This window comes from Chitinophaga sancti, from assembly GCF_034424315.1.
GTDB lineage: Bacteria > Bacteroidota > Bacteroidia > Chitinophagales > Chitinophagaceae > Chitinophaga > Chitinophaga sancti.
Genome location: NZ_CP139972.1, coordinates 4,264,459 through 4,281,612 on the forward strand (window position 1 = coordinate 4,264,459; position 17,154 = coordinate 4,281,612).

Sequence of the window (17,154 nt, forward strand, 5' to 3'; positions counted from 1 at the left end):
GTACAAAACTGCCAGCAGCAAAAAAAATCGCTTTTACCTGCGGTAAAAGCGATATCAATAAATTATAAATCAAATAAAATTATCAGGTTACAGCAAAAGCTTTTGCCATCAGTAATGATATTGGCAACAATATCAACACCAATAATGCATGTGGTAATGTAGAAAACGCAGCTACCCAGGCAGCATTCATTGCAACTAAAGCAATAATGCCTCCTTTCACAGCCTTACCAATATTAGGACCGGTAGGCTCTTTCATTGCAGTCCACAGCGGCCTGTTGATCAGTATGATGAATAAGATGATAAAAGGAGAAGCCAATAGTAAATGCTCATTGTAATACGCCAGCGCGAACATAGTACCATATACCACCGCATAGCAAACAGCTGCAACCCGCATAGTAGCCGGGGTACCGCCGTGTACTTCACCACGGCTGATGTAAGTCACAGCAGCAATGTAGATCACAGGGATGATGCCCATCCACCAGTACGTTTGCAAAGCAGGCAGCACTATGCTGATCCCTAACAATAAATTCAACCCCCTGCAAAGCCCCATATTCACAGGGCCCCAAGCCTGGTGTTTCCCCCATTTATTATACACCAGCGCACTCACAGTTATACCCAGGGCAATAAAGCCGGTGATACGACCTACAGTAAATGCTGCCAGTATACCTACTAATAGCAGGTAAGAACCCAACACAATTGCCTGCGCCAAAGAAATAATGCCACTTGGTATCGGGCGTTCAGGACGTTCTACTTTGTCCAGTTTTGCATCCATCACATCGTTGAACACAACTCCTCCTCCATACAACCCTACTGTGGCCAGGCAAAGACAAAGTAATGGCAACAGGTGATCCAGATAATTGACAACCTCAGATCCCAAAAAACCGGATATAGCCATCCCGGCCAGTACATCTGCAACCGCAGTTACGATATTGGCAGGACGCATTAAACGTAAATATCCTAGTAATTTGCTAATAATATAATTCACCGGGTACACGGGTTTTCTCAATGACGAATGACGAAATACGAATTGCAATTGATCCATATTCACATACATGATTTAAATTGTCAGCACGACGAACAATCCCCTGCCGGGTTCAAATACCCGGCGATGGCATACGACATGCCTGTTTTTTCAGGACACCTGTAAATTCTTAATACTGCTGTTTAACTAATTATAGTAGACTGAGCGTTTCGGAAAGGTTGTTGACCACCACGTAAAACAGTACTTCCGTTGAACTTCAGGCTCTGGTCTATTTGTTTCACCATCTCAAAATCCGCTTCATTAATTTGCCCACTTTGGGCAAAGGCTGTTATAGCATTGCGGAAAGTTACCAAATGAATGTCATTCGAGTCAATACCACTTTCGTGCATGAGGGCCGCCGTTTTTGGTACAGCCAATGGATCACTGATACCCCAATCAGCTGCAGAATTGATCATAATTCGCTCACTGCCATACTGTTTCACGACTTCCACCATCCGTTCATTCCCCATTTTGGTAAATGGATAAATGGTAAATGCAGCCCAGAAACCCCTGTCTAACACCTCTTTTACGGTTTCTTCATTGTTATGGTCTACAATCACCATCTTAGGGTCAATACCATGTTCAATGGCAATGTCCATACTACGCGTAGTGCCTCTCTTTTTATCTCTGTGTGGGGTATGGATCTGCACAGGTAAACCCGCTTCCTTAGCGAGTTCCAGCTGTGCACGATAATATTTTTCTTCTGCAGGAGTCTGGTCATCAAAACCAATTTCACCAACACCTACTACCCCTTCTTTGTAAATAAAAAGCGGTAATATTTCCATCACAGCTGCTGCCAGTTTTTCGTTGTTGGCTTCTTTACTGTTCAGGCCTATTGTGCAATAATGTTTGATCCCAAATTGTGAGGAACGAAAACGCTCCCAGCCGATCAGACTGTTAAAATAATCCTTGAAAGTATCCACACCTGTACGGGGTTGCCCCAGCCAGAAAGCAGGCTCAATAACTGCTGTAATACCAGCCGCTGCCATAGCCTGATAATCGTCTGTGGTGCGGCTTGTCATGTGAATATGCGGATCAAAAAACTGCATTCCTTTTATGTGATCCATAAACGCGGGTACCATTGTCAATGGCTGGGCTGTTTCTTTCAGTTCGTGACTACAACACATGTCAAAATATTTTCGTGAGACCTGGTAATTTGTTTTAAAATCAATGTTACCTGTTGCAATTTTACAGGATATACATTTTACGTGTGATACACGTTTATGCTATTCGGTGTTAATTCCGGTTTTTCGCAGGTTCATATCATGAATTCCGGTTATACCTTTGCATTTTTTATTGCAGATAGCATGGTGAATATGCATGCAACACTATAGCGAGCTTGCTTTTTCTGCAACCGTCACCCACGTCAGCGACTCATTGGCTATCGCAGCAGCCAGTTCCGGCGATTGCAGCAGCAATGCTTTTGCAGGACCAAACCCCGTTTGAGCGCAGGCCAAAGCAGCCGCTTCCTTATCTACAACCTGATCAGATGCCCGGAGACGATTAATATCAGGCAGGATATCATTGTCAATGAAAGGAGCGATCAAACGCCATAACATGGGATTAATTTTCCGGCCGGCCGCCCAGCGTTCATGTGCATAATCACGCAGGATCTGCACCAGTTCCGGATTAGCCCGTTCGTCAAGTCCCGTGATCAGGTGCACCGGCTTATCCGTAAAGATCGCCTTCATCACCAGCTGATTCCAGGCTGGTTTATCCAGGTACTGTGCCGGGTAAGGATTGTGTACCATAATAGCTTCCAGCACCCCGCCGATGTTTGAGCGGACACCTTCAGCAGTGCACAGCTTCCACTCCTCAGGGTATGCCAGCAATGGCAATGCCCCATAAAGCGTAATCTGCTCATTCATGTCCGCTGCCGAAAAGAGGTCTTCTATCGCAGCCACATAACGGGATCGGTCATCCGAAGGTAATTGGAGCAACCACCAGATACGTGCAAGACGATCTAACGTATACCCATAAATGAAAAAGTTATTCGCTTCCGCAATGTGGGTATCCGATATAACTTGTTTACCCGTAAAACGTGGCATAGCAGTGAAAGTAATATTGAAGCGCTGAGTAGTCTTCGCTTCCTCTAGCAGCTGTAACTGTTGTTGCAACCAGTTAAGTGCCTGTGGCGTGGCGTGTGCTGTGATGATAGCGTGTATTCGCTTACTTACCAACGCACTGTCATAATAGTATGGTTCCATCTTTGAGACCCTGAGTTGTCTGGCTTTAAAGTTAGCAGAATATGATGTAAAATAATAAAAGAGTTACGAAAGGTAGCGTGGTAATTTAAATGGCTGTTTCATAGGTTATCTAAATCAGTTATAAATAAAAGAGAGGCACAGTGTGCCTCTCCTTCCGCCATTCTAAAACCTGATCAGTTCAATCAGGAGTATCTTTATAGTTAGAACAATACAAGCGTATTGTTCATGGTTGCAATTAATATAAATCAGGGAAATATAATCAAGACCTTAGGCCTAATCTCTTAGTCAGCGAGCCACGATTTAGATTTCTTACCTGTTGTTGTGTATGCAATATAAGGATTTATTTGTTACAACTGTGATCTACCATGTAAAAAAAATGTCAACTTGAGTTACTATTTAATTGATGAGTAAGGTAGCATCCGCCTATTTTTTCTTATTTTCCAGCAATACCATCGGCATATGAATATTCCAGCCCGGTTCATACCCCTCCTGGATGATAAATCCCCTCGAATAACTACCCAATACCAGGTCTATATCCCCATCTTTGTCATAGTCTCCCGCCGCCATACAGATCCACCTGCCCTGCGCAGCAAGATTCGCAACTGCATGAGGTTCAAATAATAAGAACTTCTTTTGTTCAAAATAAATGAACTTCTCCGCTGGGTTATTCTTCAAATCCGCAAAGAAAGCAATCGTTGCAAGGTCCAGGTCGCCATCCTGATCAAAATCAGCCGCAATCACTTTTGTACAACCATTCACCGGGTAAAAGAAATCAGGTTTATCCACATTAAATTTGAAATTCCCCTTGTTCAGAAAAACGTACACTCCATGGTAAGGCTTCAGGACCATTGAATAATCACCATTATCCCCTGCCGTGTAAATGATATCCAGCTTACCATCCTTATTCAGATCTGCCAGCTGGAAACTTGTAGAACCATATACCGGGGGAAAACGAAGTACCTGCTCACTGCTAAAGCCACCTTTCTTATCATTCAGGAATAACCAGATCCCCTCATCATCATACGCAAACAAAGCCATCATATCGGGATAACCATCATTGTTAAAATCGCCGGTCTCCGCATGAATTGCACCCGGAACATCCCGGATCGTTTTCCGGGTTTTCTCATTCAGCAAATACAAGCCACCACTCTTATGCCCAAAACCCAGACAGATATAATCCTTACCAAATGGCAGGGTTTGCACCGGCCTTGGCAGCCCCATAGCTATAGTATGTACCCGCTCCTCCTCCGGAGACAAGGGCGTCACTTTCCAAATCACACCCGAAAGCTGATCTACCGCCCTCAGATTACCTATACAGGTGAGAATACCGGTATCAGGTGCAATCCAGGTCAGATCCACACCTGTAGATTGCAGGTCAATGACTTGCTGTAATTGTGCCCCCTCCCATTTAAACAGTGCTGCCGTCTTGCCATTTTCAGCACTTGAATACACCCTCCCTGTAAATGGATCAATAGACACCATGGTAGTAGTCGCCCTGTAAATTGTATCATCCACCTCCACAGGGGTATGTACCACAAATAAGGAAGCATCCTCTTTCAGTACTGGGGTCACTGATTGCAAAGAATCAGGAGCCAGCTCTTTATAATACTTCACAATCTCATTCCATTCAGTAATGGAGATGCCCCCCTTACCCGAATAATACTGATTGTCATCCCACACTCCTATTCCTAATTTAGGTGCCATGGCTGGCAATACATGCTTCAACCAGGTCTCTTTATCCAACAGGGATGGTGACACAGCCAAATGACAACTACTACAATTTTTTTCAGCTAATACCTCGCCCCTGGATCTGCTTTTACAGGAGAAAATGATAACGAGGAATACAAATGGAATATATCTAAGCATACATTACAAGTTAAAAAAAATTACGAATGGCAGCACATGGCCGCCATTCGTAATTCAACTGCCCCGGATTAAGAGGCTCCCGTATTGACGGGCTCATTCATCACTCAATGAGAACTTTAAGTTTTATTGTTAATAGCCTTTATTTTGCTCCAGTGTTTTCGCGCTACCACTCACACTCAGGTCAATCTGACGCTGAGGGATCGGATAATGTTCATTTCTGCCAGTCACAAACTTACCACCAGTGATGTCGGTCGTAATTTTGGACTCATACGTAAAGAACTTGGTCAGCTCAGTACCGGCAATACCCCAACGTACTAAGTCAAAATATCGCTGTCCTTCCATCGCCAACTCCAGCTTGCGCTCAAAGTAAATGGCCTTCAGGGAGTAATTTTTACCTCCAGCAGCAAAGGTGCCGGCAGGATAAGTGGCTACTACATACTTAGCAGCTGGCGTTGTTGAGAAACCACCCATCGGCGTTGCATCATTGGTGTATTTGTACACAGCAGTAGCCGGTTTACCAGCCCTGGTACGCACCAGGTTTACATAAGTCTCTGCTGTACCATAGTTACCCAGGTTGGCCTCTGTCTCTGCTGCCTGCAGCAATACATCTGAATAACGAATCAACACGATATTGATGGCAGATCCCGGTGCCCATGAATTCGCATCCTTATACTTATCCTGGTTATACTGCCAGTATACATTCTTCTTAGGTGCATACGGACCAGCATAATCCTGGTCACGCACCCATGAACGACCCGGGTGATTACCCCAGTCCAGGTAAGGAATACCCCTACGACCTACTGTCCAGTCTAATCTTGGATCCAGGTTACCCGCATCCGGAGTAAATGGCTCAGTAGACAGGATCTTCATATCATTTTTCACAGCATGATCATTATAATCATCCAGGTAAGGCAACCCACCATCATCAGTACGATATGAATTCACCAGTTCTTGTGTAGGCTGATAGAATCCACAACAACCAAATGGACTGTTATATGGGAAGTTCAGCATCTCACCCTGATTACCATTGGCAATAGAACCAGTACCATCGTTGGCTGCCATCTGAATCGCAAATACTGACTCCTTATTATTCTTGGCAGCAGGATCGAAGTTGTCCTCAAAACGATCTGTCAATCCATAAGACAGCCCATTTGATGTCTTACCCTTTGTAGTGATGAGATCAAAAAGCGGTTTAGCAGCCGTCCATTTAGCTTCAAATACATAGGTCTTGGCAAGATAACAGGCAGCAGCCCATTTATTCGCACGACCTACATTACTCTGTGTTTCAGGCAGGTTATCATAAGCAAACTGGAAATCAGCTTCGATCTTAGGCCAGATATCCACATTATTAGGCTGCTTGTAATCATCTATTTTCGTTTCATCAACCCATGGAACTTTGTCATACATCTTCTTCAGTTCAAAGTAGAAATGACCTCGCAGGAACAAAGCCTGTGCTTTCACACCGGTTTTCTCAGCATCTGTCATACCTGTAGCAGCAGGCAGTAAAGACAACAATGTATTTATCCTGGATACCCCTTCGAATAACACCTGCCATTTGGTATTGAAGAAACCATTACTGGGATCAAAGTTGCCAACAGCAATCTGGCTCACTGGCGGCTGGTCAGTAGCATCACTCCCCTTATGTGCATCGCCGGCAGCTACGCTACCATAGATCCAGTTACTCGGAGCAGCTTCCCATGGGTTCCCCCCATTGAGGGCTGTAGTACCGCTGTTCTGGCCATCCAGCGCAGCATAGGAACCTACAAGCAATGCTTCAATACCATCTTTATTTTGCAGGTCAGAACCCTGCAATGCCCCCTGAGGACTGCGCTCCAGGAAACTCTTGCTGCACGCATCTACCAGTATGGCAGTAGACATCACTGCCGCTATGACTATATATTTTGATTTTATCATTGTTAGCGATTTTTAACAGTTTCAGAATCCAACATTTACGCCTACCAGGTACTGACGCTGATTAGGATAAGCTCCTTCATCCAGACCGAAATTGGTAGTACCACCAGAGATCTCAGGATCTATACCTTTATACTTCGTAATGGTGAACAGGTTCGCTGCCTGTACATAGATGCGGAAGCGATCAATACCTACTCTCTTCAATGTTGAAGATGGCAAAGTATAACCCAGGCCAATGTTCTTCGCCCTGAGGTAAGAACCGTTTTCTACGAGGTAAGAGTTAGGAACGTTGTTCGTACTGAAAGAGTTGCCATTTTCCTGGATAGGTGCAGTAGCATTGTGGTGATCTGGTCTCCATGAATCGTAGAGGGCTGTCTTGCTCTTTACACCCGCAAAGTTTGCATAGTAGTCAGTCCACCAGCGAACCTGGTTCCAGATCTCATTGCCCTGTACACCATACATGAAAATGGTAAAATCAAAGTTCTTATAATCGAGCTCCAGGTTCAGACCGTAGCTGAAATCCGGATTTGGATTACCAAGGAAAGTTCTGTCAGCTTCAGTAATATGACCATCGCCATTGATATCCGCATAACGGAAACGACCCAGCGCAGCCTGTGACTGGTATTCTGCTCCTGTCACACCTGTTGCTTTCTCTGCTTCCTTATTGGCATTAGTGATCTCGGAAGCCTCATTCCAGAAGCCAATCACTTTATAACCAAAGAAGCTGGATACCGGCTGACCTACTGCGTTACGGATGATATAGCTACCATTGAAACGACGTGACTCCTGGTCGAAGTAAGGCGCATCATAAGAGATAGCTACAATCTTGTTCTTGAAAGTAGTCAGTGTTGCATTGGCTTTCATTGTCAGATCTTTCGTCAGGTGAATACCTGTAGCTGTCAATGACAGATCGATACCATGGTTTTCCATCTGTGCAATGTTCACAGTAGGAGGATCCGTACGACCCGCAGTAGCAGAGATCTCAGGTTTGTACAGCAGGTCCTTTACTTTCTTGCTGTAATAGTCAACACTCATTTCCAGTTTACCTTTCAGGAAGCTCGCATCCAAACCGATATTGGAGTTGACATTGCTTTCCCATTTCGCATTCGGGTTACCGATGTGTGTTTTGGTGAAACCAGAAACCAGTGTATTAGATGTACCATTCAGGTCATAGAAAGAAGAACCTTTGTTCAGACCATATTGTGTAAATGCATTCGCACTTTCCACGTTCAACTGGTTACCCATGATACCATAACCACCACGGATTTTTAAATCAGACAGCCAGGAAACATCTTTCAGGAAAGCCTCCTGAGAAATACGCCAACCTGCGCTCACAGCCGGGAACCAGCCATAGCGGAAGTTGTCACCAAACTTACTGGAACCATCACGGCGAATAACAGCACCCAGCAGGTAACGATCATTGTAACTATAATCCACACGACCAAACAGGGAGAACAATCCATCAGAATAAGTTCCACTGCCATTGGTCACAGTACCTGTACCAGTGGATAGATTGGTAAAGTTAGGATCAAAGATGAAGTAACTCTGCGTAGTACCAGTGAGGGAACGACCATGGTTGTCATAAGCCTCAGAACCTATCAGCGCAGTGATATTATGTCTGCCAAATTTCTGATGGTAAGTCAGGGTATTGGTCCAGGTCCAGTTATAACCACTGCTGGCACCTTCTGTGAATGAATTCACTTTATTGTTTTCCGCATTTTCATATTCAGGGAAGGTGAATGTATGCGTGCTTGCAGAGAAGACTTCACCACCGAATGAGGTACGGAGTGTGAATACTTTCAGCACATCAGCTTCCAGGTATACATTACCCAGGAGGCGATTACCTATGCCTTTGTTGTTGCGGATACGATCCTGGATGGCAACAGGGTTACGTGCATTACCCAGCTGCGCACTGTTTGTACTGAAGGAACCACCATAGTTACCTTTGATGTCGTATACCGGAATGATAGGCTGTTCGCGGAATGCCATACCAATACCACTACCTTCAGTGAGTGCATCGATCTGCGGGTTATCGATCACAGAATACTCGAGGTTCTCCCCGATTCTCACATGCTCTCCAATATTGAAACTGCTGTTAGAACGGATAGAGTAACGCTTCAGGTAAGTATTCTTTAACGTTCCCTGTTGATTGGAATAATAAAAAGAGAGGAAATAACTACCCTGCTCGCTGGCACCACTCACAGAAATATTGTGACTGGTTGTTGGCGCTGGCTTGAATATTTCATGGAACCAGTCAGTACCTTGTTTGTTCGCTTTGGTAATGCGGTAAAAACCATCGAGGTCTGAAGGGTTCTTATAATAAGGATCTACCTTGTAACGAGAAGGATCAGTACCCGGATCACCTTCTTTCAAACCACCTGGCGCGATATAATCAGGTAATACAGGGGTAGCACCGGAACCATACAATCCATCGTTGTACACAACATTCGGATCCGTATTTTTCAGCGCCATCCATTTCAGGTTAGCCTGTTCCTGGGAATTCAGCAGGTGCCATACATTACCACCTTTAGGTACCTGGCGACCATAGAAAGCATCGTATGTTACTTTTACTTTGCCTGATTTTCCTTTTTTAGTGGTGATGATGATCACACCATTTGCCGCCCTGGCACCATAGATGGAGGCAGAACCTGCATCTTTCAGTACCTGCATGGACTCCACGTCATTCGGATTGATGTCCACAATATTCTGCGTTGGCACACCATCAATAACATAGAGCGGAGTGTTGTTACCAAAAGTATTCACACCACGGATACGTACCTGAGGCTCTTCTCCGGGCTGACCGGAACCGAGTACCATGATACCGGATACCTGCCCCTGCAACTGGTTGCTTACCTGTGCAGTGGGTTGACGTGTGATCTGTTCTACATTTACAACAGATACAGCACCTGTCAGGTCTTTTTTACGTTGCACAGCATAACCTGTTACAACTACTTCATCAAGGGATCCGATTTTTTCGGAAAGAATAACGTCGACTGTAGGTCCGTCACCAACACGAACTTCCTGTGAAGTGTAGCCGACAAAAGAGAAAACGAGGACATCACCTTTCTTAGCCTGTATGGTGTAATGTCCATTGGGATCGGTGGCGCCACCTCTGTTTGAACCTTTTACGGCAACAGTCACCCCGGGCAAGGGATTACCTGAGGCATTGTCAGTAACTTTACCAGTTATACGGGTTTGGGCGAGGACGTTACCGGCAAGCAGCAACAAGGCCCAGCACCATATAATGGTGCGGCATACATGTTTCTTCATAACGTGAAACGTTGTTTTTTTAAGGTGAATGAATGGCCAGATCGGGGTCTTTCCGTTGAGAAAAAGACACGCCAATAAAAGCCGGGTTACAGCATAATCCGGGTAATTAAAAGGGTTTTGCTAAAATGCCAGTCTTAGAAATACTAATGCTCATCGCACTGCCCGCGAACGCAGTGTGGTTGTGTTACAATTCCGGTCAAGGTTTATTTTAATTGGGTATTTTACTACAGCACTAATTCAAATGGGCACAAATGCACAGGCAAACTACATACTACAGCTTGTTGTCATGTCATAACGTTTAGAGAATTCGTGGATATTAGACTTTGGTTACATTTACCAAATTAACACATTCATTTGTTTTATGCAAGGAATTTTTTTCAAGGATAACATTTCACTTTGAATTTATTCTGGCAAACCGCAGGACCATAGCAGATCTCCGCGTAGTTACCCCAGGTAACTGCGCAGAGATCAGAATTATTAAATGTATTTTATACAATTACTCACAACACTTCTTCAATTGTCTTCACAGCGCGTCCTCTCTCCAGTTCATTGTGTTCCTGCCATTGCTCCTGTTGCTGCTGAATGAGTTTCTCACCCTGCCATGCCTGTACTTTTGCTTCCAGCCGTTTCAGGCAAAGTTGCTTATTCTCCCACTGAGAACGACTATCCATTGCCAGCACCTGTATGCCGGATGGAATATGCGTACCCCGAACAGCAGTTTCCACTTTATTCACATTCTGCCCACCAGGACCCGATGCCCTGCATGTTTCCATTCTTACATCCGCCATGTTGAACTGCATCTGCTTCGCAATGTCAAAGAATGCCACTCCCACAAACCAATTCTTACGTTTGTGAAATTTTCTATAAGGACTCTTTGAAATCCACTGCACAGTGCCTGACCATTCTTTTGATAAACTATCTATATCACCACTTACTGATATCAATGTGGATAAGAAAGTTCCTTTCAGGTCACCCGGTGTACTATCAAGTAATTCTATTTCAATACCTGCCTTCCGGCATTGTGCAAATAACTTTTCTGTTACTTTGGCAACCACCCTGCTACATTCTGCAGGACCTCTGCCAGCAGTAATTTGTATAATAGCTTTGTCCATTACTTATTCTTTATACATTCTTACAATACGGGGAACAAATCTTCCCTCAATGTTTACCAGATCCTGCTGTGCATCTATGACACGTTCAATATCTTTATACGCCAGCGGATTTTCTTCTACGCTGCCTCCTATTAGGGTGACGTTGGCATCTGCCAACATCTTCTTAAGAGCAGACATCGTTACACTTTCTTTTGCGCGCTTACGACTCATCGCCCTGCCTGCACCATGTGCAGCAGAGTATAAGGAAGCAGGCACGCCTTTACCTGATACGAGATAGGCAGCAGTCGTCATGCTACCAGGTATAATACCTAATTCACCAGCATGTGCAGGGGTAGCTCCTTTACGATGAATGATCACCTTCCGACCATCTGCCAATGTATCTTCCCAGGCAAAATTGTGATGATTTTCTATGGTAGCAAGGGCCTGCAAACCTGTTGCCTTCAGCAGGTTTGCATGGATCCTGTCATGACATGCTTTGGCATAATCACCCGCTAACTGCATGCTCATCCAATACTCCTGCCCCGCTTCGGTATCCATATCTAACCACGCAAGTTGCTGTGCTTCTCTGGGCAACTTACAGGTATCCATCGCGATCTTTGTATAATACTGTGCAATGCTGGCACCTAAACCTCTGCTACCTGAGTGAGATAAAAGAGCGAGGTATTCACCAGCAGCAATACCTGTTGCATTGTCTTCATTCAAGGTAATGAAACCGAATTCCACAAAGTGATTGCCGGTACCTGAAGTACCTAATTGCCTGGCAGCTTTACCTTGTAACTTTCTCAGCAGATCTGTTGCTTTGAAAGTTGGATGATCTAACACAGCATGTTCCTGCTCAATATCTAATCCACCTTCTAAACCGAAATGCGTGAATTCTTTCAAGGCAGTTTTCAACTGGAAACCATATCGCTTCATAAAGCTTTCGCCTGTATCTAATATTGAGAGAGCCATTCTGCACCCGATATCAATACCTACTGCATAAGGTATCACAGCATTGTGTGTAGCAAGTACACCACCAATAGGCAATCCATATCCTGTATGTGCATCAGGCATCAAAGCTCCCTGCACAGATACCGGCAGCGTCATGGCTGTTTCCATTTGTCTTCTGGCACCAGCTTCTATTTCTTTGGCACCATATACTTTCACATCACCTGCATTTTCAAGCAGGGTATGTGCACGAAAGGGTTTTACAGGCACTTCATCCAGGAAAGTGGCTGCTATTTTTCCCAGTACTTCATCATTACGATAAGTAGCGGGGTTCTCTTTAATATCATTCAACAACGCGATCGCTTCTTCTTTAGAATGATGCTTAAAGTGTTTGGAGAATATATTAATAACAAGGCTCCGGGCACGATCGTCTGTATAGCCGATCCTGCTGAGCTCTTTAGCTTTTAAACTGCTCATAAGAATGCTTCGTGCGGGCATAGCAATGCCGCAACTAAATTTTTATTCAGGAAAAATTAATTGGGAAAGGGGGGTGTCCTGCCGGACTAAGCGGCAAGATCGATGGGTGATATGTTGGTACGGTTCAGCATGATTCCTTGTGTTTTAAAAAGGTTATGAAATAAGGAATTCGGCGCAAAGGTATATTTTTTTTATATATTGGTGAAATATTCTTCAACGCTCGTCTCTTTATGAAAATATTCAACATCATCTGGTGCATCCTTTTCATCATCTTCGCAGGATTGCAATACAACGATCCGGATCCATATGTATGGATGCCTATTTATCTGTATGGTGCTGCATGTTGTGCACTGGCAGCCAGGGGCAAATTTTACAGAAAAGCTTACATCACGGGCATAATAATATACCTCTGTTATGCAGTGTATAAGTTCTTTGACCAGAATGGCGTATTAGATTGGGCCACCAAACATCATGGAGAGAACATTGCTGAAACCATGAAAGCCTCGCAGCCATGGATAGAAGAAACCAGGGAATTCTTTGGACTGTTCATCCTGATTGCTGTACTGGTGATCAATTATATATATGCCGGACGTAAAAAGTAATGACCAAAAATTCTCTTGCATAAAAGGAAAGCTGGTCTGGTCCAGCCCTTATGATAGGCAAGTACCTAAAAACTTGAAATGATTGATCTCAATTCCTGAAAGGGGGTTATTAGAACTCATTTCATCAATTAAGTATTGGTTGTCAATTACGAATACGTATTTATGAAATGAGTTCCAGCATAAAAAAAAGCTTTTGCCATCTCTGGCAAAAGCTTTTTTGATAGAAGTGTAAAGAAACTATTTTGATAACAATTCAAACCTGCTAATACCGAAAGACGTCTTTTCATCCGCACTGGCCGCAGTTATCCTGATGTATAAATCATGCAGCTTGCCATCTGCTACCGGTGCAAAACTAATCGTTGCGATGTTAGGCGCTTTCACTTTCGCACCCGGCCCTATCAATACCTCACCAAGTTTAGTACCACCATCCTTATCCAGGAATACCTGCACATTATATCCATACTGCAATGATTCCTGTGTATAGTAAGCTATACCAACCCCCGTTACACCGGTAAGATCCAGGTTATTATACGTCACCCAGCTATTCGCTGTAGGAATCAGGAACTTCATACCATCTGCCTCAAAGCTTGTCACACCAAAAGATTGATCGTAATTAGCTGCCACCAGTTTAGGGCTTCTTAATGTCGCAGTAGCCGTACCCGTTAGCGGACGGATATTTGGACCTCCCTGATCTGTATAACTGGCTATCAGGTACAAAACACCATTGTCTTTCTCCGGTTTACCGGCTGTAGGAGACACTGTGCCTTTCTGTGGCATGGAAGGTGCTACCTTATTCTGAGCACCCTGAGACATCACATACTCTGCCAGCTGGTGCGCCTCTCCCTGAGTCAATGTAGGATGTGCAGACATTGCTGTTTCACCCCATACACCGCCACCACCACTGATGATCTTATTCGCCAGGTAATCCTTCGCATTCGGATCATCTTTATATTTCTCTGCTACCAGTTTGAAAGCAGGCCCGATTGATTTCTCATCCAGTTTATGACAAGTTTTACAATCACCTGATTCAAACAAATTCTTACCCGCAATCACCCCGGTAATGATCTGATGCCCCTGCTGAGGAATACCTGCCTGATCACTCCCTTCCATATATTCAGCACGGATGTACATATTCTCAGGCTTGATGTTAGCTGCATCTTCTTTGTCTACCACCTGCACATCATACGCCACCTGTTTACCAGGGAAATAGAAGGTCTTGTTACCCGTCAGGTTAATCTTCACCTCAGGCGTTTCATTACCTGCATACAAGGCAATGCCTTCACTACGCGTACTGGTACCTTTATTATCCACCACTTCTACTGACACCGCATATTCACCAGCCATTGAATACGTCACCTCTGCTTCTGGTTCTTTGGTTTCTTTCTTATTACCATTACCCAGGTACCAGATGTAAGTAAGTGGATCATGGTCAGGATCAGCAGATCCTTTAGCACTCAGTTTTACTTTAAATGGTAAACCACCTGACAGCTTGCTTGCCTGGATCTTCGCAATAGGTGCACGGTTGCCTCCATTGAAATCAATCCTTGACAAACCAGCATCTTTATTCTTGCTAAACCAGCCATTACCATATTCCAGTAAATACAACCTGCCATCAGGACCCATTTCCATATCAATGATCGCATTGAATTTAGTATGAGACATGAATGGCTCAGTCTTGGAAAGATTACCATCTTTATCAAAAGTCACAGCTTTAATCCAACCCCTTACCCAATCATAAATGAAGAACTTACCATTATAGTAATCCGGGAAACGAGTTTCCTGTGGATAAAACTCATTGTAATACACAGGTCCGGCCATGGCATTACGACCACCACTACCCATGCTTGGGAAATCAGGCGACTTATCGTAAGGATACCAGATCATTGGCGGAGTAGCAGGGGGCAGATCCCTGATACCAGTATTATTTCTTGAATCATTCACTGGTTTTGCAGCATCAAATGGTGCCCCTGCTTTCCCTGTTTCATAGTCATAACGATGATAAGCATAGTTGTTACCTACGAACATAGGATAACCGAAATTACCCGGTTTCTTTGCCTGGTTGATCTCATCATAACCTCTCGGACCACGTTCAGGATCATCATTGTTAGCATCAGGGCCTACTTCCCCCCAATACACATACCCATTCTTACGATCTACAGAAATACGATAAGGATTACGGGTACCCATTGCATAAATTTCCGGGCGGGTCTTTGCAGTTCCCTGCTTAAAGAGATTGCCTTCAGGAATCGTATAAGTACCATCGGGGTTAATCTTAATACGTAATATTTTTCCCCTCAGGTCATTGGTATTGGCAGATGTACGACGACCATCATAATTCAGGTGACCCGGACGATCATCCAGCGGGCCATAACCTTTAGATACATATTGCTGACCCGGTTCATCGAATGGGGTAGAGTTATCGCCCGTAGAGAGATACAGCAGGTGATCTGCCCCGAAGGCGATAGAACCGCCTGTATGACAACAGATATTACGCTGTGAATACAGCTGTAAAACGATCTTCTCAGAAGCTGAATCAATCTTGCCATTCTCAAAGGTAAAACGACTCAACCTGTTTACAGAAGTATCAACCGGAGAATAATAAATATATACGTAATGGTTAGTTGCAAAATCAGGATCAGCACTTATACCCAGTACACCTTCTTCTGCATTTACATTAGGTACTTCAGTCTTATAATATACTCTTAAGAAACCAGCCTGTGTCAGTTTGTGCGCCTGCTGATTAAAGTACATGATCTCTCCTCTGCGCTGTGCAATCAGGATGTTGAGATCAGGCAGAATAGTCATTTCAGTAGGTTCAAAGAACTCCCCGGAAGTAAGTGTATTCTTTGTGAAACGATCTTCCTCAGGCACTCTCAGCGTAGTAGCCAGGTTATAATCCAATAACTGGTTTTTGCCAACGGCATATTTAATACCGCTCAGGAGCAGTTTCAGGAAATTCTCTTCTTTGTAACTGGCATCAGTATGACCAAGTTCTGTATAAAATGCACGGCCACCATCATATTCGTGGTACCAGCTGATAGGATGCTGCTCACCATTCTTACCACCTTCATATGTCTTCTCATCCACAGTCATAATGACTTTAATATTGGGGCTGATCTTTTTGAAATTATACCATTCATCTTCATGCTCCCACTTATCAGGCAACTGACCAAATGATTTATCTTTTACGATGAGTGTTGCCTTGTGTGTGCCCGCAGGGTGATTATCAAAGTATGCACCGGCAAGACCACCATACCAACCCCACTCGTATTCAGTATCTGTTGCAGCATGTACACCTACATACCCACCACCAGACTGAATATATCTTTCAAAATCTGCTTCCTGGTAATTGTTCAGTACATCACCAGTGGTGTTCAGGAAAATAACAGCAGCATATTTCTGCAAACTATCCTCCACGAACATTTCTGCGTTGGTTGTTGTGTCTACATCGAATCCATTTTCTTTTCCCAGTTTTTCAATAGCCGCAATGCCGGCAGGAATAGAGGCGTGGTGGAATCCGGCAGTTTTCGAGAATACCAGCACCCTGGGATTACCGGGTCTGGTCTTTGACTGGCAACCGGAAAGAATTATTCCGCATAGCGCAGCCAGGTAAATAGCATACCTCAATTGCATGATAGTTGTTTTCGTTAAAAGAGGCTATCTCAAAAGTAATTTGAAGGCACTGAGAACTCATAAAAATTCTCTCCCCCAGGTATCTCCGGAAAAAATCCGGAAATCTTCACTTTTGAGACAACCTCTCC

Annotated in this window: 10 protein-coding genes; 1 reads left to right on the top strand and 9 read right to left on the bottom strand. The window is 44.1% G+C overall.

Going from position 1 to position 17,154, the window contains the following annotated elements; all coding sequences use genetic code 11:
* Positions 1–82: 82 nt before the first annotated feature.
* The 8 genes from eboC to U0033_RS16355 all read right to left on the bottom strand — a co-directional run bounded on the left by eboC (position 83) and on the right by U0033_RS16355 (position 12,791).
* Positions 83–943, bottom strand: a complete 861-nt coding sequence (gene eboC, locus U0033_RS16320; protein ID WP_072359529.1) for a UbiA-like protein EboC — start codon at positions 941–943, stop codon at positions 83–85.
* 221 nt (positions 944–1,164) lie between these two features.
* On the bottom strand, positions 1,165–2,148 hold the full coding sequence (locus U0033_RS16325; RefSeq protein WP_072359530.1) for a TatD family hydrolase: 984 nt from the start codon (positions 2,146–2,148) through the stop codon (positions 1,165–1,167).
* Between the two features lie 201 nt (positions 2,149–2,349).
* Positions 2,350–3,228 carry an EboA domain-containing protein gene (locus tag U0033_RS16330; RefSeq protein WP_072359532.1) on the bottom strand — a complete coding sequence of 293 codons (879 nt, stop codon included), beginning with the start codon at positions 3,226–3,228 and terminating at the stop codon, positions 2,350–2,352.
* Positions 3,229–3,651: 423 nt separating this feature from the next.
* Positions 3,652–5,094, bottom strand: coding sequence for an FG-GAP repeat domain-containing protein (locus tag U0033_RS16335; RefSeq protein ID WP_072359534.1), 1,443 nt, complete (start codon positions 5,092–5,094; stop codon positions 3,652–3,654).
* 129 nt (positions 5,095–5,223) lie between these two features.
* Positions 5,224–7,008, bottom strand: a complete 1,785-nt coding sequence (locus U0033_RS16340; protein ID WP_072359536.1) for a RagB/SusD family nutrient uptake outer membrane protein — start codon at positions 7,006–7,008, stop codon at positions 5,224–5,226.
* 21 nt (positions 7,009–7,029) lie between these two features.
* The gene (locus U0033_RS16345; protein WP_072359538.1) at positions 7,030–10,275 is read right to left on the bottom strand and encodes a SusC/RagA family TonB-linked outer membrane protein; all 3,246 of its coding nucleotides are present in this window, start codon (positions 10,273–10,275) and stop codon (positions 7,030–7,032) included.
* A 500-nt stretch (positions 10,276–10,775) separates the two neighbouring features.
* Complete coding sequence (gene prfH, locus U0033_RS16350) at positions 10,776–11,387, bottom strand: peptide chain release factor H (protein WP_072359540.1); 612 nt, start codon at positions 11,385–11,387, stop codon at positions 10,776–10,778.
* Positions 11,388–11,390: 3 nt separating this feature from the next.
* Complete coding sequence (locus U0033_RS16355) at positions 11,391–12,791, bottom strand: RtcB family protein (protein WP_072359542.1); 1,401 nt, start codon at positions 12,789–12,791, stop codon at positions 11,391–11,393.
* A gap of 230 nt (positions 12,792–13,021) precedes the next feature.
* Between U0033_RS16355 and U0033_RS16360 the strand changes: the two genes are divergently transcribed.
* On the top strand, positions 13,022–13,393 hold the full coding sequence (locus U0033_RS16360; RefSeq protein ID WP_072359544.1) for a transmembrane 220 family protein: 372 nt from the start codon (positions 13,022–13,024) through the stop codon (positions 13,391–13,393).
* A gap of 237 nt (positions 13,394–13,630) precedes the next feature.
* Here U0033_RS16360 and U0033_RS16365 read toward each other — a convergent pair whose 3' ends face one another.
* Complete coding sequence (locus U0033_RS16365) at positions 13,631–17,026, bottom strand: ThuA domain-containing protein (RefSeq protein WP_072359546.1); 3,396 nt, start codon at positions 17,024–17,026, stop codon at positions 13,631–13,633.
* Positions 17,027–17,154: the final 128 nt, after the last annotated feature.